This window comes from Pontibacter coccineus (assembly GCF_030546575.1).
In the GTDB taxonomy this organism is placed as follows: domain Bacteria; phylum Bacteroidota; class Bacteroidia; order Cytophagales; family Hymenobacteraceae; genus Pontibacter; species Pontibacter coccineus.
Window position 1 is genome coordinate 617,899 of record NZ_JAUOTN010000001.1, and the last position, 17,535, is coordinate 635,433.

The 17,535-nt window shown below is 50.5% G+C and carries 33 protein-coding genes and 1 tRNA gene; 5 read left to right on the forward strand and 29 right to left on the reverse strand.

The annotated features are described in order from the left end of the window. Positions 1–25 precede the first annotated feature (25 nt). The 27 genes from Q4E40_RS02770 to Q4E40_RS02900 all read right to left on the reverse strand — a co-directional run bounded on the left by Q4E40_RS02770 (position 26) and on the right by Q4E40_RS02900 (position 11,981). Positions 26–559 (reverse strand): hypothetical protein, encoded by a 534-nt coding sequence (locus Q4E40_RS02770; protein WP_303409891.1) that lies wholly within the window; start codon positions 557–559, stop codon positions 26–28. 98 nt (positions 560–657) lie between these two features. Next, positions 658–888 carry a hypothetical protein gene (locus Q4E40_RS02775; RefSeq protein WP_303409892.1) on the reverse strand — a complete coding sequence of 77 codons (231 nt, stop codon included), beginning with the start codon at positions 886–888 and terminating at the stop codon, positions 658–660. A gap of 10 nt (positions 889–898) precedes the next feature. After that, a complete protein-coding gene (locus Q4E40_RS02780) occupies positions 899–1,138 on the reverse strand; it encodes a hypothetical protein (protein WP_303409894.1) in 240 nt (79 codons plus the stop codon). A 71-nt stretch (positions 1,139–1,209) separates the two neighbouring features. Next, complete coding sequence (locus Q4E40_RS02785) at positions 1,210–1,467, reverse strand: hypothetical protein (protein WP_303409896.1); 258 nt, start codon at positions 1,465–1,467, stop codon at positions 1,210–1,212. Further along, positions 1,464–1,916, reverse strand: coding sequence for a helix-turn-helix domain-containing protein (locus Q4E40_RS02790; protein WP_303409897.1), 453 nt, complete (start codon positions 1,914–1,916; stop codon positions 1,464–1,466). Before Q4E40_RS02790 ends, Q4E40_RS02785 begins: the two co-directional genes overlap by 4 nt. A gap of 27 nt (positions 1,917–1,943) precedes the next feature. Beyond that, positions 1,944–2,540 (reverse strand): hypothetical protein, encoded by a 597-nt coding sequence (locus Q4E40_RS02795; protein WP_303409899.1) that lies wholly within the window; start codon positions 2,538–2,540, stop codon positions 1,944–1,946. After that, on the reverse strand, positions 2,515–3,789 hold the full coding sequence (locus Q4E40_RS02800; protein ID WP_303409900.1) for a hypothetical protein: 1,275 nt from the start codon (positions 3,787–3,789) through the stop codon (positions 2,515–2,517). The genes Q4E40_RS02795 and Q4E40_RS02800 overlap by 26 nt, the downstream gene beginning before the upstream one ends. Before the next feature lie 18 nt (positions 3,790–3,807). Next, positions 3,808–4,497 carry a hypothetical protein gene (locus Q4E40_RS02805; RefSeq protein WP_303409902.1) on the reverse strand — a complete coding sequence of 230 codons (690 nt, stop codon included), beginning with the start codon at positions 4,495–4,497 and terminating at the stop codon, positions 3,808–3,810. Positions 4,498–4,851: 354 nt separating this feature from the next. Further along, entirely contained in the window at positions 4,852–5,133 is a 282-nt protein-coding gene (locus tag Q4E40_RS02810) for a hypothetical protein (RefSeq protein WP_303409903.1), read from the reverse strand. Between the two features lie 30 nt (positions 5,134–5,163). Continuing rightward, a complete protein-coding gene (locus Q4E40_RS02815) occupies positions 5,164–5,934 on the reverse strand; it encodes an ERF family protein (RefSeq protein WP_303409904.1) in 771 nt (256 codons plus the stop codon). Positions 5,935–6,038: 104 nt separating this feature from the next. Next, a complete protein-coding gene (locus Q4E40_RS02820; protein WP_303409905.1) occupies positions 6,039–6,581 on the reverse strand; it encodes a hypothetical protein in 543 nt (180 codons plus the stop codon). 124 nt (positions 6,582–6,705) lie between these two features. Then, positions 6,706–7,233: a hypothetical protein gene (locus Q4E40_RS02825; protein WP_303409906.1), complete on the reverse strand. Its 528-nt coding sequence runs from the start codon at positions 7,231–7,233 to the stop codon at positions 6,706–6,708. A gap of 119 nt (positions 7,234–7,352) precedes the next feature. Then, positions 7,353–7,715 (reverse strand): hypothetical protein, encoded by a 363-nt coding sequence (locus Q4E40_RS02830; protein ID WP_303409907.1) that lies wholly within the window; start codon positions 7,713–7,715, stop codon positions 7,353–7,355. A gap of 47 nt (positions 7,716–7,762) precedes the next feature. Continuing rightward, complete coding sequence (locus Q4E40_RS02835) at positions 7,763–7,936, reverse strand: hypothetical protein (protein ID WP_303409908.1); 174 nt, start codon at positions 7,934–7,936, stop codon at positions 7,763–7,765. A gap of 24 nt (positions 7,937–7,960) precedes the next feature. After that, on the reverse strand, positions 7,961–8,116 hold the full coding sequence (locus tag Q4E40_RS02840) for a hypothetical protein (RefSeq protein ID WP_303409909.1): 156 nt from the start codon (positions 8,114–8,116) through the stop codon (positions 7,961–7,963). 13 nt (positions 8,117–8,129) lie between these two features. Then, positions 8,130–8,327, reverse strand: a complete 198-nt coding sequence (locus Q4E40_RS02845; protein WP_303409910.1) for a hypothetical protein — start codon at positions 8,325–8,327, stop codon at positions 8,130–8,132. Positions 8,328–8,345: 18 nt separating this feature from the next. Continuing rightward, positions 8,346–8,531, reverse strand: coding sequence for a hypothetical protein (locus Q4E40_RS02850; RefSeq protein WP_303409911.1), 186 nt, complete (start codon positions 8,529–8,531; stop codon positions 8,346–8,348). 6 nt (positions 8,532–8,537) lie between these two features. Continuing rightward, positions 8,538–8,735 carry a hypothetical protein gene (locus Q4E40_RS02855; protein ID WP_303409912.1) on the reverse strand — a complete coding sequence of 66 codons (198 nt, stop codon included), beginning with the start codon at positions 8,733–8,735 and terminating at the stop codon, positions 8,538–8,540. Positions 8,736–8,759: 24 nt separating this feature from the next. Beyond that, positions 8,760–8,981: a hypothetical protein gene (locus tag Q4E40_RS02860; RefSeq protein ID WP_303409913.1), complete on the reverse strand. Its 222-nt coding sequence runs from the start codon at positions 8,979–8,981 to the stop codon at positions 8,760–8,762. A 13-nt stretch (positions 8,982–8,994) separates the two neighbouring features. Then, complete coding sequence (locus Q4E40_RS02865; protein WP_303409914.1) at positions 8,995–9,231, reverse strand: hypothetical protein; 237 nt, start codon at positions 9,229–9,231, stop codon at positions 8,995–8,997. A gap of 66 nt (positions 9,232–9,297) precedes the next feature. After that, a complete protein-coding gene (locus Q4E40_RS02870) occupies positions 9,298–9,492 on the reverse strand; it encodes a hypothetical protein (protein WP_303409915.1) in 195 nt (64 codons plus the stop codon). Between the two features lie 100 nt (positions 9,493–9,592). Next, a complete protein-coding gene (locus Q4E40_RS02875; protein WP_303409916.1) occupies positions 9,593–9,886 on the reverse strand; it encodes a hypothetical protein in 294 nt (97 codons plus the stop codon). Positions 9,887–9,920: 34 nt separating this feature from the next. Further along, a complete protein-coding gene (locus Q4E40_RS02880; RefSeq protein WP_303409917.1) occupies positions 9,921–10,118 on the reverse strand; it encodes a hypothetical protein in 198 nt (65 codons plus the stop codon). A gap of 3 nt (positions 10,119–10,121) precedes the next feature. Next, positions 10,122–10,574, reverse strand: coding sequence for a hypothetical protein (locus Q4E40_RS02885; protein WP_303409918.1), 453 nt, complete (start codon positions 10,572–10,574; stop codon positions 10,122–10,124). Further along, positions 10,571–10,879, reverse strand: coding sequence for a helix-turn-helix domain-containing protein (locus tag Q4E40_RS02890; RefSeq protein ID WP_303409919.1), 309 nt, complete (start codon positions 10,877–10,879; stop codon positions 10,571–10,573). The genes Q4E40_RS02885 and Q4E40_RS02890 overlap by 4 nt, the downstream gene beginning before the upstream one ends. 56 nt (positions 10,880–10,935) lie before the next feature. Beyond that, positions 10,936–11,706, reverse strand: coding sequence for a phage antirepressor KilAC domain-containing protein (locus tag Q4E40_RS02895; protein WP_303409920.1), 771 nt, complete (start codon positions 11,704–11,706; stop codon positions 10,936–10,938). Continuing rightward, complete coding sequence (locus tag Q4E40_RS02900; protein WP_303409921.1) at positions 11,706–11,981, reverse strand: hypothetical protein; 276 nt, start codon at positions 11,979–11,981, stop codon at positions 11,706–11,708. The genes Q4E40_RS02895 and Q4E40_RS02900 overlap by 1 nt, the downstream gene beginning before the upstream one ends. Positions 11,982–12,309: 328 nt before the next feature. Between Q4E40_RS02900 and Q4E40_RS02905 the strand changes: the two genes are divergently transcribed. From Q4E40_RS02905 to Q4E40_RS02915, 3 genes are all read left to right on the forward strand, one after another. Beyond that, positions 12,310–12,501, forward strand: coding sequence for a hypothetical protein (locus Q4E40_RS02905; RefSeq protein WP_303409922.1), 192 nt, complete (start codon positions 12,310–12,312; stop codon positions 12,499–12,501). 19 nt (positions 12,502–12,520) lie between these two features. Continuing rightward, entirely contained in the window at positions 12,521–12,919 is a 399-nt protein-coding gene (locus Q4E40_RS02910; protein ID WP_303409923.1) for a hypothetical protein, read from the forward strand. 137 nt (positions 12,920–13,056) lie between these two features. Then, a complete protein-coding gene (locus Q4E40_RS02915) occupies positions 13,057–13,473 on the forward strand; it encodes a hypothetical protein (protein ID WP_303409925.1) in 417 nt (138 codons plus the stop codon). 47 nt (positions 13,474–13,520) lie between these two features. Here the strand turns inward: Q4E40_RS02915 and Q4E40_RS02920 are convergent, their stop codons facing one another. Together Q4E40_RS02920 and Q4E40_RS02925 are read right to left on the reverse strand one after the other, a co-directional pair. Next, positions 13,521–14,747 carry a tyrosine-type recombinase/integrase gene (locus Q4E40_RS02920; protein WP_303409926.1) on the reverse strand — a complete coding sequence of 409 codons (1,227 nt, stop codon included), beginning with the start codon at positions 14,745–14,747 and terminating at the stop codon, positions 13,521–13,523. A gap of 155 nt (positions 14,748–14,902) precedes the next feature. After that, a tRNA-Ile gene (locus Q4E40_RS02925) sits at positions 14,903–14,976 on the reverse strand. A 90-nt stretch (positions 14,977–15,066) separates the two neighbouring features. On the opposite strand from Q4E40_RS02925, the gene Q4E40_RS02930 reads away from it, so the two are divergent. Together Q4E40_RS02930 and Q4E40_RS02935 are read left to right on the forward strand one after the other, a co-directional pair. Further along, positions 15,067–15,699: an HAD family hydrolase gene (locus Q4E40_RS02930; protein ID WP_303409927.1), complete on the forward strand. Its 633-nt coding sequence runs from the start codon at positions 15,067–15,069 to the stop codon at positions 15,697–15,699. Beyond that, entirely contained in the window at positions 15,686–16,972 is a 1,287-nt protein-coding gene (locus tag Q4E40_RS02935) for a site-2 protease family protein (protein ID WP_303409928.1), read from the forward strand. The genes Q4E40_RS02930 and Q4E40_RS02935 overlap by 14 nt, the downstream gene beginning before the upstream one ends. The last annotated feature ends 563 nt before the right edge of the window (positions 16,973–17,535 follow it).

Below are 17,535 nucleotides of genomic sequence, written 5' to 3' on the forward strand. Positions count from 1 at the left end.
CCTCTATCCCTTTCGCGGGGCTATTCTACCAGCTAAAGTTATTGGCATCGAGGTACACCTGACAGTGCCTCCTAAGTGCTGATTTTCTGCCAAACGGGTTATTCACTTGCGGACTTGAGATGTTCAGGTTCTTGTGTGTTGCCCGTATCAGCCCACGCCATGTGAAGTCTGATGATGGCAGTCCTCTGTGAAGATCAAGCTGCGTAAATTTCGTCCATGTCTGGGATCTGATTTTGTAGCTGTGCCCGTCTTCAAGCTGGAACTCTGTCAAAGGGCCACTTGATAGCCAAAGGTACATAGGGTATTCAGGTGTAACCTTTGATAAATCCTCTTTACCTGTTTCATCTCTCGGCACCATGTCCCTGTGCCAATTGGGTATGCAGGGGTATTGCCCCGGCATGAGCATGTGCACCTTCACGTCCCAGATGTAGTCATACACGTTTTCGGGGAAAGTGGCGATCAAGCCTTTCAAGTCTGGCATCAGTTCTTCTAGTTCATCGACTGTCGCCTGATGCACGCCGCAATGCTGGTCACTCCAAATAATGTCTTGTGGTTTCATCTTTTTTCGCATTAGTGATAGAGGCATTTGTTTGAAATCCTTCCCGCTTTTTCTGCGGGAAGATTGAGTGCCGAAAGCACGGGCCTTTAGGCAATGCCCTAGTTTATTTTCCTTAACTCTTGGTTGATCTTGTTTAACTCTCTTCTGTATTGGATGCTCAGGTCTACTTTCCTTTCAGCATCCAGTGTCACCTTTTCCAGGTTGTAGAGCTTTTGGTTGATGTCTTCTAGCATCTGTGTCCAGTACTGCTCTTCGGGGTTGTCTTTGAAGATGGGCAGGGGTGCGATCTGCACGTGCGCCCAGTTGATGTCGTCTTGTTCGGGTTTCATAAAATCAGGATTAAGCGTTTTCTTCTTTTATCAGGTCTGCCCATTCTTTGGTGTAGACTGATTTCCTTAGTTTCTCCAAGCCGTCGTACTCAGGTGCGCGGTGCACTCTTATGGCTGCAAATGATGCCTCTTCCCAGACATCCTTGTAAGACAGATAAGCCCTGTATCTGGCCTTGCCTGCGGATGGGGCAACCACAACCCCATATTCTCCTGGGCCGTGGTTGTCGTAGGTGATTTTATACCCTTTCATATCCTTCTTTCTTTCCTTTAAATTACTAATAATCAATTATATACACAAATATTTATAGTTAAATATTGCTATTATTTAGGCACTTTTTTAGCCGTGATCCGGTACACCTCTTTTGAGCTTTTGAGCGTGATTTCGATGTAGCCTTTGCCCGTGTTGTACTCCACATGCTCGGCTTTAGAGTTGATGGTGATGCAGCTTAAAGCGTCATCGGCGTCCGTGGTGTCGAGTTGCTCGGCTACTTTGGTCGTTTGCTTGGCAGGCGGCTTGGCCGGTTTGCCTTGCGACTTGTTCCAGTCCGCCACTTTGATAACCTCTGTTTTGTTCTTCATCGGGTCATCTTCAGAAAGTCCTCGTCCAATCTCGCAGCGGCTGACTTGAGGGGGTAGACCCTGGGCTTCACTTCCCGCTTTTCCCCTTTCAGCAAGACCCTGACCTCTTTGCCCTCGATCTCGAAACCGTTGATGGTCACCGTCCAGCCTACTCCGTTCAGCATGAAGCGCTGGTGCTTCATGCGCTGCAGCTTGCTTTCGAGCGATTCGGCCTCCTTTGGTTTTTTGGGGGCGTTCTGTTTGAGGAAGCGCCACACCGTCGCACGGGCGCAGTCGTAGCGGTCAGCCAGTTTCCTGATGGACATTGTTTCAGAGAGCCGGATCATCTCCTGGCGGGCGCTTTCGTCCAAATGGGTCAGGGCGCTCGCCCGGTCGGGGGTCACGGGAGCTTTGCGGGCAAGGGGGGCTTTCTTGGCCGGAACCCCGCCGGCGAATGGAATGTAGGTCATGGTGTTAGAGGCTTAGGGTGTTACTAATTATTCTCTTCTTTTCTCGGGGTTAGATTGAAGCCATTCCTGTCTTATCCTTCTGTATTCAGCTTCTCTGTCCTCTTTCTCCTTGCCGATCTTTGAAATATCGATGCCTATCTTATCAGCGTTGTCGGTTAAAAAGGAAAGCGTCTCGAACTTGTCCACGGTAGGCGCTTTGTGCTGCGTGTTGCGCTTTTCAAAGTAAGCAGCCCGTTCCTCGCTCCGGTCGTATTCATCTACTATTGCAAGGATCGTTGAGCCGTCCAGCCTGTCGAGCACCTTCGTTTTCAGCTTACCCAGTTTGGCCAGCTTGAAGGCGTAGGCGATCTCTTCCACCTTCAGCAGCTTGTGCCCCTCGATAATCAAAGCGGCCACCTCGAAATAGTCGTCTTCGTTTTCGAGCGCCCGTTTGGTCTTAAAGAAGTTGGCCAGGTTCTTTACCAGTTCCGCTACCAACCGGAGGGCGTGGGCCTGGTTCTCGCGGTTGATTTTGCTTAGCTGCTCGCCGTTTTCAATGGCAACAGGCAGGGTGACAGAGGTGACGAACTGCACAATGGAGCCCGGCACGATGGCCCCGTTAGGCGCTAAGGCGGTTTCTCTCAAGCCAGGCTTGTGCTGAATCAACGCTAAGTTCTGCCCGCTTCTCCCCTCTTGACTTGATGATGCTGATAATGCTGGATGTGTTGCCATTGATGTAGCTTAGTGTGAAGTTGTTTTTGTAAAAATCGTCTTGCTTCTCCAGTTCCGGCCAGCTTCGCAGGATCATCTCGAACCCCTTCAGCGCCAGCTCCCAGGTGTTGCCCTCCTTGAAGCCCTTCAGGTAGGTGAGCGTCTGCGCCACTTGTTCCTGTCCTTTCCCGTTGATGTTGGGCACAAATCCCCTTTGCTGGTGAAAGACCTGTTTGTAAAGGTCAATAGCTTCAGAAACCAAGGGAGTGTCTGCAACTTTCTCACCTGAATCGCGTAAATACTTTCGGATCTCAACCAGGTTTTTGTGTATCGACGGGGGCATTAGTTGTAGTCGATGGTAGTCTTTGAGCTTTGGCCAGCTTTCAAGGATGTACACAAACTCCTTATAGCCGCTTAATTCACAGTCATCAAATACAGCAGCCAAATCCTGCTGTATTTTTTTTAGCCCGTTCCAGGTGCCCGGATGGCGCTTGGTCTTGGGCGGCTCCTCCCCGTTGTTCTGCTCTTGGTAAAACGTCCACCACGCTTGCTTGTAGAGCTGGTGGTAGGTGCGCTTCTCCCCTTCTTTGTCTTCTTTTTGCGCGGAATCTTTTTCTTCTTTTTCTTCCTTTTTTTTACCCTTAGATGAATCAGGTTTCTCCTGGACTTGGGGCGCGTCCTCTTTAGAGGGCGCTACCTTTTTCTTTTTCTGTTTAGAGTTTAAAGGTTTAGTAGTTTTAGAGTTTACTAGTTTAGTAGTATGGTCTACCTCACTGTCCCCCTTGCTGTCTCCCTCAGTGTCTACTCCACTGTCTACCTCACTGTCCTCTTTTTGAGACGGTGGGGTAGACGCTGCCTTTGCCCGTTTGCCTCCTGTGTCCTCCCCACTGTCCTCTTTTTGAGACGCTTCTATCATCGTGTAGAGGCATTTGGAAATCCCGTTGGCCCCTTCCTTGTATGTTACCAGCCCCGCCTCTTTTAGTATCTCCCTTGCCGTGTAGTAGGACTTCTTGGAGAGCTTGGAGCGGTCCAGCAAATCTTCCCGGTAAGTGCCGAATGTTTTCCAGCCGGATTTGTTGGCGTAGTAAAGCAAGGCAAAGTAGAGGGACTGCACATGCGCCGTAAAGTCCGTCCGGTCCCTTGCCAGTTCCCAAAAGGAGTTGATTAGCTTGATGTAGTTCATGGCTTTGCTTTTAAAATGTTATCGAACCAGCTTGACGTAATAGCCGCCCTTTGCTTTCTCAAATCCCCTGCGCTGCAGTTCCCTGCCGATGTTGGTCTTGTCGTAGTCGGCGATGGTGCCCTTGCTTCGCGCGATCAGGTACTTCACGATTTCTGAGGGGGTCATCCGGCTCTTTTCGTTTCGCTCGATGTCAGGCAGGATGTGGGTGTCGATCTTGTCAAGTGGGAACGAGATGCGCTCGTCTGCCATCTCCTCGAACTTTAAAAAGTCCTCGTCCGAGATGCCCCCGGCGATCTTAAACTGGGTATCAAAGACGCGCTTCACCTCCCTGAGCGCCTGCTGCCGGTCCTCCCGGTCCATCTCCACCGCCTTGAGCATCCTTCGCTTCACCTCGGGCTTCATCTCGTCCCAGTTCTTATGGCCGAACATATCCCTTAGATGCCTTTCCTTGATCTTGAGGTCCTTCACGTACAGGCGCACGAACTCAAAGAAGGGGCCTGCCGCCGTCAGGTGGGCGTTGTACTTCTGGAACCGGTCCCGGTCAGCCTCGGCCATGTAGTTGTTGAGCACGTAGAGGTACGCCGTGTGCGCGTGCTCCAGGCACTCGTCCGGCGAGGGGTTGTAGGCTTCGACCGCTCTTTTCCGGTTGGCCTCCAGTGCGGCTATCAGGGCGTTGTTCTTGGGTTTGATCTGTGTCAGTGTATTCATGTCCGTATACTTCTCTGTAAACTTGTTGCTTGATGTCTTCTCTCTTGAGCTTGGCTATAAAGTCGAGCAGCTCCTGGTAGATGGCGTAGCTTCTGTGCATTTCTCTAAGTCGTTTAATCTCTGCAGTTTTGCTTCTGCTAACTGGTAGGCGTAGCGGTCCGGCCAAACATTCGCCTCCAACTGTTTCTCTAACCGCTTTCGGTATCTGGCCGGGTCTACGATCCTTTCTCCTGCGTTCAGCTTCATGCCCCTATCCCGATATGGGGGTCGTCATCGTCCTCTTTCTTTTCCTTCTTGTAGGAGGTCTTGTACCAGGCGTAAACCAAGAGGTAGAATATGATTGTAGCTTCCATCTTAGACCTCCTTTTGGGCGATTCCTTGCGGACCGGGGCTTTCGGCTGTATCTTTCTCCTGCGTCGAAAGGATGCCGCCTCTATCCCCTATCGCGCTTCGCAGGTTCAGCTCCTGCACATCTCTTTCGGTGGCTTCCCGGTAGGTGTGGTGCACGGGGCCTAAATCAAAGTAGATGGGGTCTTCATACTGCCCCGACTCTTCCACCATCAGGATTTGAGAACCGAAGAAATTCCGCCTGAAGTAGAATTTGCCGGTGAGCTTCACGTTTCGTCTTGTGTTCATGTTCTGTTTCCTTTTATCCTTTCCAATATGTTAGGCAACTGCTTTAGAGGGTTTGGCTACTCTGTCATCCTGCCAGATCACCTGCCCGCCGTTTTTGTTGATCAGCTTCAGCAGGTAATCAACTGCGATCCTGGCTCCTTCCTCTGATAGCTTAGGTAGTTTGAGGCTGGTGTTCACCTTCGTTTTCTGGTCCACTTCCGGGTACAGAAGCAGGGCCTGGATGTTCTCCCGTTGCACTTGTGTCAGGCTTCCCGGTGCATTGGGGTCTATGACAGCGTGGGCGGGGTTCTGTGGGGCTTTCTCGGGCGCGGGCTTGGCTTGGGCTGTCTTCACTGGTTGCGCTTGCTGTGGGGCTTCCTGTGGCTTTCTTTCGGGGTTGTCAATATCATCCTCGTCTGTGGCGATGTGGAAGAACTTCAAGAGGAAGTAACGCTCTCCGTAAGTGAGGGCAGACCCTACGCCTTTGTCCCATGCGTTCTGCCCGTTGGCCCCGAAAAGGTTCTCGTCTTTCTCCCCCGTTTCGCAGTCTATCCAGGTGAACTTCATCATCACTTTAGAGTTGATCTCGCTGGTGGTGCCGTTCTTGGTGTTGTAGTCCTGTCGCACGTTCTCGATTGATAGAACCTCTTGCTTGAGGATTACCCCGAACTCGTTCATCAGGGGCTTTAGATGTTCCAGTACTTTGTCGCCTGTCACGTACTTGTACCCGTAGGCGGACTTGTCTTTGCCTAAGCCCATGATCCGCTTTTGGATCTCTAGCAGCTTGGTGTATAACTTGGTTTCTGTTTTAACTTCTTTCATGGTGTTTTTTGCGTTAGTGATTGGAGGGATTTAGTCCTTTAGGACCGTAGCGAAGCGAAGTCCCGCAAAGCACGGGGCGAAGCCAACGCCCTGATAATTAAATGTTAGATCATCTCTTCTGTGTTGTCGGGTAGCTTGGTGAACATCCCGAATCTGTAGCTTGTCAGTGACTGCAATTCATCTTCTGTGATGTTGTTCTTGTCAGCAACTTGCACCCTATTACCCCATGCAAGGCAATCAGATTCTTCGATAAACATCCCGACCTCTGAATTATGCAGATAGATGATGCGATAGGTGTTCTTGTTTTTAGAAGGCCATACAAAGCGATCCCCTACTTTATAAGTTGTTTTAGCGGGGCAAAGATGCGGGAACCACTCTTGCAAAGCTTCAGCAGGCGCTATTGTGTAGCCATTTGAACACAGGTCATGCAGCCGCTTCAACTGCTCTGTTGTGATGAGGTGCTGGTCTTCCTGTAAAGGAGCAAACTGGAAAGGGGTGCAATCTTCTTCTGGAACAGACCTCCCTTCTCCGAAATACACACCGCCTTGATGGTGCTTGACCGGCATAATCAAACCGATGCTGTTCTTGTACCACGGGTCAACGAAGTACTTGCTGTCTGCTTTTTTTATTTGGATGTACTGTGTCATGATCTTATCTTGAATGGGTTGCTAGTTGATTAAATAGTAGTGGGGCGTCCGGGCGGGTCAGTGAGGCTCGCTCTTTTTCCTTGAAAAAGGAGCTCAGACAAACCTCACTCCCCCTGACGCGGGGCTATCCGTTTAGTGGATTCACTAGCTTTTTGAGGCTGTAATCTGACAAGATGCCTTTCGTGATTCTCTCCACAGCTTGTTCGTTAATGTCATTCTTTATGCCTGCAATGACCTTGGCGGATAACTGTGACAGGAAATCATTGATTTGCTTCTGGCTTTGCTTGTCAAGGATTTGTTCATACCGCACCTTGCCTCCGTAGCCAGTCGGCTTGCCGTTGTCATCTACTCGCTCTGTCAAGAAGTTGTCAAGCTTCTCTTTAAGCAGCGACTTGACAGACACATTCTCCTTTTTCGGGTCGCCCCACTGGTCGTAAATGGTGAAGGATTTCTCCATAAACTCTTCATAAGTCTTTTGAATCTGAGCATCTAAGCTGGAAGAGATGTCTTTGCTTATCTTGTCAGCGAGTTGCTTTTCTACATGTTTGTACACCTTGTCAGCAAGCCTGCTTTTGATTTCTCCCGAAACAGCTTCATTTAAGCCTGTTTCTTCGTCAATCCAGTCGATTTCTACTTCTACAGTGAATTTCATTTTTTTAGTTTTTAGGTTTTTGCGTTAGTGATTTTAGTACTTTTTCTATTTTATCGATATTCTCATAGATGGCCGTACCCGTGAACAGCACGGCCATCATCAGCATGAAGAGGAACATGTCAGTTGAGGTTGATTTTGCCCACCGCCTGCAGGTGGCGCTCCTTGCGTCGGGCAGCTCTTGCCAGCAGCTTTTCCTCGCGCTTGTCCTGCCAGATTTCAAGGGAGAACTTTTCGGCAAAATGCCAGCCCCCGCCAATTAACAGGCATCCGGTGAAGAAGCGGAACACGCTCTCCAGGGAGGACATGGCCGGTAGCAGGGCGGTAAATTCAGCGTGCAGGTTCACCCAGATCAGCAGCACGCCGATGATGTTGTAGAGCCCCAACCCGATCGACAGGCGGGCAATCAACAGGCGGTTGGTGTAGAGCGTTTGGGCAAGGCTCGCGCAATGCTTCGCGTAGAAGCGGCGTAGGGAATTTTTCATTTTTTGAAGGTTTTAGGGGTTTGGGTAAGCGTAGGCTAAGCGGTAGGCTATTTGGCTTTGGGGTAGTAGGCCGAGTCGATCACTTCCCCTTTTTCATCGAGCAGGTAACCTCTTGAGGCTCCCCTTTTGACGGCTTTCGTGCCGTTGTGGAGTTCGTATCTGGCATCCTTGGTGCACGTCCACACCAGTTGCTCTTTGCGGTTATAGAAACATGCTTTCATGGTCCCGTCTAAGTGTGTGCGGTGTTATTCGGCCTCTACTTCTTCCCGTTGCCGGAGGTACTGATGGACTTTGATGCTCTGGTCTGCCTTGTCACACACCAGCAACAGGTCGCGTAAAGCGCGCAGGCTGTCGGTGTCCATCTCTTCCAGGTGGAAGGTTTCGCGTAAGTAGTTTTTCATGGGCGGTTAATCTTTAGGTTTTAGAAGTTAGGTCAAAGCAGGTATTTGCAGGGAGGCAATTGTTTAACCCCCATATAAGCGTTCTAACTTCTTCCAGTGTCAAGTCTATAAAAGCATCCTGCCCTTCCTGCTCGATTTGCAGTTGAACACTATCGTCATCATTGCAGAGAGATAGCTTTCTTTCGTTTTCGGCAATTAGATTCTGGTTCATAATGATCTTGTTTTAAGGTTAGTATAATTCGTACTCTCTTGGGGTAACTTCCAATTTTCGGATAAAGGCTATTCTGTCTGATTTAGCCTCTCCCTTGTTTTGCTCTCGCATGTAATCCTGTATTGCGTCATCAATACCGTAAGGTGGTGTTACCTGAAATTTCTTTGTAACCCTGCCTGTAAACCACACTATGTAGTATTTCATTTTTGATTAGATTTTCTTGTTGGTGATAAATTCCAGCAGCGCGGTTAAGTTCTCGACGTGCTGCACATCGTCTAAGCAATCTTCCGAGTTAGGGTCATCCGCAGCAGCGACAACATTCCGAAGACCGTCTCGGAAATACAGAAGCTCGTCAACGAGTAGCTGCAACATTTTGTACCTGTAATCTTCTTGTTCTTGTTCCGTCATACATCCATTAGGTTAGTTGATACATTAATTTTCGTTCCCTAAGATGGAGGCGAAAGGCGCGAAGGACTCCGGGAACTCGCAAATCAGTTCCCCTATGACCTTACAGTATCCCAGTCCGTTCTCCTGACAATACACTTCGGCTTCTTCCTGCGTGTTACCCGGCACTTCCGGGCCGCCGTACTTCACCAACCCCCGCTCCGGGGCGGTAGGGTCAAGCGCCATAATTTCGGTTACCCACTGTTTCATAATATCTGTTATCTTAGTTGAAGTCAATAATTCCTAATTCATCTACCTGCTCTAGAGCCGCTTTTAAAGCATAGGGGTAGTAAGGGTAGCACTTATCAGATTCATGCACCTCGTCAATATTGAAGTCGTGTATCTTGAAGGTATAAGGATTCATACCCATTTCCGTAAAGTCTACTACAATCAGGATATTGTAATTTTCTACCAGTTCAAGCATTCGCTGAAGCAGGGCTGTCTTTTCGTTATGTTCCATTTTTAGGATTGGTTTAGTTTGAGCACTGAAAGTAAACTACCTGAAATCGTGGTTTACTTTTAGCCATTAGTATAAGTCTCTACCTCTTTCAGTGTGCTCAATCGTGATTTTGGGAGTAGCCGTAGGCAGATAATTCAAGCCTTCCTGCTTTACTACCTTTGCCGTTACCGTTTCGAGATCATCGTTTTCATCACATAATATTGTTGTGGTTCCAGTGCCTATACCGTACACTATATTAACCGTGTGCTTAACTTTTGCCATGTTGATTCAAATATTAGTCAACCGTGATACATTCGTTTTAAAGTACCCCACTCCTTATAGCAGGAGCAGGCTGTTTTGGGGTTTATTCTGCTACACTTTCTTATTGGGCGTACACTCCTTTCACACTACACTCTATCACATCTCTGGAGGTCTTCATGGCCATGTCGTAGTGCTCCCGTTGGATGCCTGCCGGGTTGCGCTGCCGCATCTCCCAGAGGATGTCGCCTTTCTCGATCTCCACATTGCCGATGGCCTCGGCCAGGGAGTCAGCCGCTTTGGGGCGGGTCTCGTAGTGCTCGATCAAGAGGGTGCGCAGGTGGTTAAGGAAGGCATCGATATGCGCCACCGGCACATCAGCCACGTTCGATAATTGGATGGTAGAGGTGTTGTTCATAGAGGTTAGGTGTTTAAGGTTTTGAAAACTTGATTTAGAGCAGCACTCCCATTTCTTTGCTTATCCGGTTTATCCAGATCAGGCCCCGAATCCACTTGATTACATCCCTGATGTCTGTGCATTCGTAGTTGCCGTTGCAAGCCGGGTAGAAGTACCGGCGCTTCTTGCTGCCAGTGCCGTACACATACTGTTCGATCGTGTAGCCTTTGTATTGGTAGGTTCTTTCCAACATCTTTTAAGCGTTTAGGGGTTGATGTTGAATTAACTTTTCGTAATGCTCTTTACTCATCGCTTTGGCTCTTTTCAACTTCTCTTTCCAGGCCCTCGGGTAGAGTTCGGCAAACAGCTTCTTGTTGTGCTCGTAGATCGTGTGCACCTCTAAGTTTTCCAGTACCAGGTTCCCTTTGAAGGTGGCGAACGCTTTGCACGTCTTGGGTATAATGTGGCTCAGTGTCAGGCTACTCGTCTCCCCGCTGGAGAAGCAGACCGGGTTCTCTGCCAGAAGCTCTTTCTTGATCCGCGAGAGTTCCGACTCCTGCTTCTTGGCTTTCGGGCTTTGCTTTTTGATCTCCTGTTTGGGCTTGGCCTTGCTCACTTTCACTTTCTGCCCTTTGCTGGTGCACTCAGGACACTTGGGGTTTGCTTTCAGCTTCTGATACACCCCGCAGGAACAGAGTTCGTAAGTCATGCGGCTTGGTGGTTAAAGCTGTTGCGCTCTTTCCAGTCCTGCAAGCTCTCCGGGGTGAAGCGGTACTGTTTGCCTGCCTTGTAATAAGCCAGTGCTTTTCTCGCTTTCGGGTTCTCCTTGTAGAGCTTGGCGCAATCCGTAACAAACTGGGTGGACATGCCTATCTTTTCGGCGGCTTGCTTTAAGGTGAAGTCGGTAGAGAGTCCGGCTTGGTTGCCTTTGAGCTTCTCCAGTTCGGCGCGTAGCTCTTTGATCTGTTCCAAGATGGCAAGCCCGTCTTTGGTGGTCATTACCTCGATACCCATATCTTAATATTCAGATTATTTAATTATCCTTTATTCCAGATTCACGTAGTAAGAAACTAAGCGGTAGCCTTGACGCTAAGTAGGGTGTGCAGAAACTCGCGCCCCTTCTGTGTCCAGACCATTTGCGGGTTGCTCTTCTGGTTGCCTTCGCGGTCGATATAGGGCACGTTCTTGATGCGCGTGAATCCTTTGTCGTTGTATTTGGAAGTCATAACCCAGATGCCATGTACTTTGCGGATAACTTTCAACTCTTCCAGCCGCTTGTTGAGGCGGTTGGCGGAAAGCCCGAAGTCCTGCGCAATGATGGTGGTCGGGACAGCGTCGTGCGTGTCAAGTACTTGGTTGTAGTAGGCAACCATTGGAGCTTGCTCCTGAATGACCTTGATGTGCTGTTCGTTCTGCGCCTCAAGTAACAGGGTGCGGTGCTGCGCCTGCTTGAGCTTTTCGTGTGAGAGCAAGAGTGCCTTAGAAAGAAGCTCGTCGTCTGACATGCTCGTTAGCTCCGTCTTGCCAGTGGTCAGGAGTTCTTCGATGCGGTCGTACACCCACAGCTCGAACTCAGGAGAAAGCCAACCGGCGAATTTGAGCGCCAGCTTCTGGTGCATCCATGTGCCGGGGTTGCTCCCGCCGTGATTTACAACCAAGGTTGGTTTTCCAATCTTGCTATCCAGGAGGTCTACAAACTCCTTAGTGTTAGCGTTAAGAATAAACTGAGCAGCCTTCTTGTTAGGAAAAGGTTTTGCCATCTGAGTAGCATTCACCATCACTTCACCATCCTTGCTGAAAGTGATTGGGCTGTTTTGATATTGGAATACTTGCAGGTTCATCAGGCAACAGAGCTTAAATAGTTAGAAATGATTTCGATGGAGGGGTCGGTGTGGGTTTGTGCTGCCTCCGCCTCTTTGATAAGGGCCTGCAGGATAACCGGGTTCTTGATGCGCCCCCAGGCGACGTTGTAGACTTCGCGCTGCTTTTCTACTAACTGTTTGCCTCTTAGAGGTTTGTTGTTGAGCGCCTGCACGATCCGAGTGGCGTACCCCCGGCGCTTGGATAGCTTTGCGCGAATATCGTGGAGCGCTTGCTGGTAATAGGTGGCTTCCATATTGATTGACTTTTTACTATGTTTGAGGTATCGTTTAATCTTCTTTACAAATGTACGTTCAATTGAATATATAAGTCAAGCAAATTGAGTATTTATTTTCAATTGAATGCAAAATAATTTACAAATGACTGTAAACCAGCGAATTGAGAAGTTAATAGAAGCACTCAATTTAAACGCAAGAAGCTTTTCTATTAAGATAGGAGCCAAAGAAGCTACTACTCGCAACTATTTGTCGCGGGGGAGTACACCCAATGCGGAGTATTTGGAAAGCATAGTCAATTCAATTGAAGGGATTAGTTCTGAATGGCTGCTAACCGGGAAGGGGGACATGTTTGACAAGGAAGCGAACACAACCGGCTCCTATAGAATAAAAGGCAACTCGAACGTACAGGGCACCGGCAACCAGGTCTCAGGCTCAGGCGACTGCGAACAGCAACTGGCCATTGCCCTAAAGGAAATAGAGGGGCTGAAAAGGGAAGTGGAACTCTATAAGGAGATGGTCGCCCTCTTGAAGAAATAAACGCGCCGTAACGGCTAGTATGACAAACCCCTACAACGGGCGCTTTCTGGAGGCGTTCGCTTATCTTAAATCCAGGGGGGTGGTCAAGTCCCAGAACAAGTTCTGTTCCGCGCTTGGGTTCCCCCCTACTCACATGACCGGCATCAAGTCCGGCAAGCGCAACATCTCACTCCAGACCATAACCAACCTGTATACAGTTTACGGCGTATCCCTATACTATATGGTTCTAGGGAGGGGACCCGTTATGGCACCAAGTTTAGACGAGGAGGAAAAGCACCGCATGGAACTGGAGCTGGAGCGCACCCGGCAGGCATTGACCATTTACGAGCGCCTGCTGGAGGCGAAAGACGAGGAGATCAGGTATTTACGGGAGCTGCTGCGGCTGGAGGTCAACAAAGAGGGGGATAAGGGTTCGTAGATGGATTGCACCGTTTCGTATAAGTTTTAAAAAATAAACTCCGAAAAGTGACAAAGGGTATTGCATATATATGCGGAGGTTGGTATGTTTAGGCCTGCTAAGAATTTTAGCAAAACCAACCAACACACACCCTTTTTATGAATACAGAAATACTCAATTGGGCGATTACCCTCGCCTGCGTCGCTGGCCTAGGCTTTCTATGCTGGCGTAGATCCAAACCACCCTCTTATGCCCCTGCCCCGGATCCGCTGTACGGCATCGAGGGCTCGGCCAACGTACAGGGCAACCACAACCGCATCACCAAGAAGAAGGTTAAGAAGGTCAGCAACGAATTGCACTACTTTGCCCAGTGCAAGGACCTGCAGCGCACCGTGGACGCCCAGCAGAACACGATCATGCACCTGGAGGCCCATATCCTGGGGGAGGCGATGCTCAAGCAGGAGATGCTCGGGATGCTCAAGGACAAGGACGTCGAGATACAGAAACTGCGCGAGCGCCTGGGGGATATGGAAAACCTGCCCCTGTATGACATGAAACTACTGATCGCCAACTAAACACCACCATGAAAGAGTAAAGCAGGAGCGCCGCACACGCTCCTTTTTTATTTGTAGTAGGCCCAGGCTTTCAGGATCTTCTCTGCTGTCTTGACGGGCTCCAGGTGGGCGTACCTGCCCGTGTTGCCTGCCGTGGCGTGCCCCAATACCAGTTGCGCCGTTTCAAAGTCGCTTGCCTCCCGTACCCTTGATGCTGCCGTGTGCCGGGCCTTGTGCGAGGAAATGACCTTGTGGAGGGGCTCCTCTTTCTCTGTCAGCACCCCGTTCCTGATGGACTCCACCGTCACCAGCCGGTTGAGCTTGGCCTCCTTGGCCGCGTCTTTCAAAAGCTCGTTGTAGTTGGTCTGTATCTTGGGCATCCCCTCGTATTTGTCGTAGATGGATTTAGCCAGCGGCGGGAACGGCACGACTACGGGCTGTCCGGTCTTGCCCTGCCTTTTGCGGATACAAAGCGTAGGGCCGAAGCTCGTCTCGTAGGTGACCAGGTGCAGCTTCTTGACGGACTCCAGATCCCCCCGCCGCAAACCCAACTGGCAAGCGATCAGAAACGCGTCGATGGCCTCCCTGTACTGCGGCTTTGAGAACGTGAATTCATGCAGCATTTTCATCTCCTGCCAGGTCAGGTCGTGGTTGATCTTCTCGGTGTTGAAGGTATTCTTCAGGTGGGGCAAATCAAAGGGCAAACCAGCCATTTTTAAAACGTTTTTCCAGCCCTGCAGGTGTTTACCCACAGTGGAGTCTTCCAGCTCCTCTGAATACAAATAGGCCATGTAGTCGTGCCAGGCCTTCTCGGTCATCTGCTGGGGCGTGATGCCGGGCTTGTGCCGGTTCAGGTGCGTGATGACCTGCCGGAACTTGCGGGCGTGGCTGTCCTTGTTGACCTGCCCGCCGTAGCCCCTTCGGGTGGTGTACGCGTCTATCCACTCCTGCAAATACTCGACGGCCGTGTGGGACTTGGCCTGCTTCTTCTGCTCCCGCAAAGGCCTGAGTATCTTCCGCAGGTCTTCGCCCGTGGGCAGCGTCCCTGCGTCGAGCATCTCCCGGAAGGTCTGCTGCACCTGCCCTTTGATGCGCTCTATCCGGGCGTTCAGGTGGTCGCTGTACTCGTGCCGGGTGGTGACCTGCTCCCGTTTCGGGTTCCACTGGTTGGGCCTGAGCACTTCGCCCGTGGCCTGCCGCAGGCGGTTGATGCCGTCACAGCGCACGTCGATATATAAGGATTGTGTGCCCTTTTCGCTAACTTTGGAATGGAGGTAGAAACGCAGGTGTATCATAAAAAAACGGGTGTGCCTTTATTTGGGCTGCAAGTGTGCCCCCGGTTTACATAAAAGGGCATAACAAACGGTGATGCGGAAAGGTGCAAAGAAGGCGAAAAAGGCCGAAAACAACAACGCCACACAACTTTTTGTTATGTGGCGTGATGCGAAAGTGGGCCCACCTGGAATCGAACCAGGCACCTACTGATTATGAGTCAGTTGCTCTAACCGAATGAGCTATAGGCCCGTTCCCTTAAAAGAAGGTGCTTCCTTTGATTTGGGAGTGCAATTCTACATATTTGTAGGGACAATTTCAAATACCAGACCAAAAAATTTCGTGGACCTGACTAGCGTTAAAAACATCATCTTCGACCTCGGCGGGGTCATCATCAATATAGATTACTTTAAAAGCATACGCGAACTGGAGCAGTACTGCACCGATGGTCACACCATCGAGTACAGCCAACGCGCACAGTCTCACCTCTTTGACCTCTTCGAGACCGGCAACAGCAGCCCCGGGGAGTTTCGCCAGCACCTGCGCGAAGCCTACCACCTCAACGCCACCGACGAGCAGATTGACGAGGCCTGGAACGCCATGCTGCTCGACATTCCGGCCGAAAGAATTGAGTTGCTGCGCGAGTTGGGCAATAAATACCGCATTTTCCTGCTCAGTAATACCAACGCTATCCACATGAAGCGCTTCAACGAGATGGTGGAACACAGCTTTACCATGCCGAGCCTTGACTCGCTCTTCGAGCAGGCCTACTACTCGCACCTGATCGGGCAGCGTAAACCCGACGCCATCGTGTTTGAGCAGATACTCGAGCAAAACGACCTGAAGCGTGAAGAGACGCTCTTCATCGACGACAGCATCCAGCACATCGAAAGCGCAAAAAAGGTGGGTCTGCAGACGCTCTTCCTGGAGCCGCCGCTCACCATCAACCAGGTGTTCAGGGATGTGGTTTCCTAAGCAGCAAGACAGGTATAGCCTGCACCTGCTGCTCTTTGTGCTCACCCTGGTCACGACGACCATTGCCGGAGCCGAGTGGCGCTTTGGCAAGATGTTCTTCTGGGGAGCGGAGGGCTTTTCGTGGACAGGTACGTTTACCTGGGCCGAGCTGGCCGCAGGACTTTACTTCTCTGTCCCTTTTCTGGGGGTGCTCACGGTGCATGAGTTCGGGCACTACTTCACCGCGAAACGATACCGGGCCGACGTATCACTGCCCTATTATATCCCGCTATGGTTCGGCATTACGTCTACCATCGGCACCATGGGGGCTTTCATTCGAATCAGAAGTCGCATCTTTTCCCGGCAGCAGTTCTTCGACATAGGTATAGCCGGTCCGCTGGCCGGTTTTGTGGTAGCAATCCCTTTGCTTTGGTACGGCTTCACACACCTGCCTGACCCCGACTTTATCTTTACGGTTCACCCGGAGTACCAGCAGTTTGGGCAGGACTATGCCAGGTATGTGTACCAGGGAGAAGGCAATTTTTCGCTGGGCAAGAACCTGCTGTTTTTGTTTTTCGAACGCTTCGTCGCAGACCCGGCACTGGTGCCCAATGCCTATGAAGTGATCCACTACCCGTTGCTGTTTGCGGGCTACCTGGCTTTGTTCTTCACGGCGCTCAACCTGCTGCCCATCGGTCAGCTGGACGGCGGACACGTGCTCTACGGCCTGATCGGGTATAAGCGCTTCAACCAACTCTCCCCCATTTTCTTCGCGCTCTTTATCCTATATGCCGGTATGGGCATGATCTCGCCGCACCGCGAACCCCTATGGGATGATAGTTTACTGGTCGTGCTGGCTCCATTTGTTTTCTTTGCCTTCCGGGGCATTCTGCACGACAACCGGCGCGGCCTGATGGCAGCGCTGGGGATGCTACTGGCGCAATACAGCCTGGCTGAGACCTTTCCAGAGCTGGTGGGCTACATCTGGGCATGGCCGCTCTATGTGCTATACCTGTTCTTCGTGCTGGAGCCCGCTACACCTAAGTTCCGCTATACCTTATACCTGGTGCTGGTTGTCTTGACAGCTCAAGTCGCGATTTCCTGGCTATACCCTCCGGCTGACGGCTATAGCGGCTGGCTGGTGTTCGGACTGCTCCTCTCCAGGCTGATGGGCATCTTCCACCCTTCTTGTCCTAACGAGGCACCATTAACTCTAGGGCGTAAGGTGTTAGGGATACTAGCTTTTGTGATTTTCCTGCTATGCTTTACGCCGACGCCGTTTGTGATTGGGTAATTGGGTTAAGAAGATTATTGTGCACGATTAACCTCCCCCTCCCGAGAGGGAAACCACCTCCCCCGGCCCCTCCTTTTAACGAGGGCCCCTATCCCCAAAACAGGAGGGGGTTTTGCGAACGATTAACATCCCCCTACCCCCTTCAAAGGGGGACTTTTTGGTAATTGCCATCTCTCAGGTTTAGTTTTGTAGTCCTCACTCTTTAGTATTGCCTCTGATTATACCCACCCCTGCCCCTCCCAAGAGGGGAATTTCTGTCGCTGCTGATTTGCAGGTAGAGACTTCGTAGAAACTTTCTCAACAAAACCAGGTCCAACCACTCTTTACCCTGCTTATCCTTTAAGAGGGCCCCTACCCCCAGGCGGGGAGCTTTTGCCGCTACTTCTTTAGAGGTATAAGTGCTGTAGGATTTGACACATACCATACTCACCACTGGCAGGTATAGGAAGAGTAACTTGCACCTGAGCGATGAAACAGATGACATGAGCCAGGTGCACCTTTGACGATTTTGTGTTTGAGCGGTCAGCGAGTTTAAAAGCGTCTTGATTTTTTTGCTTACTTTT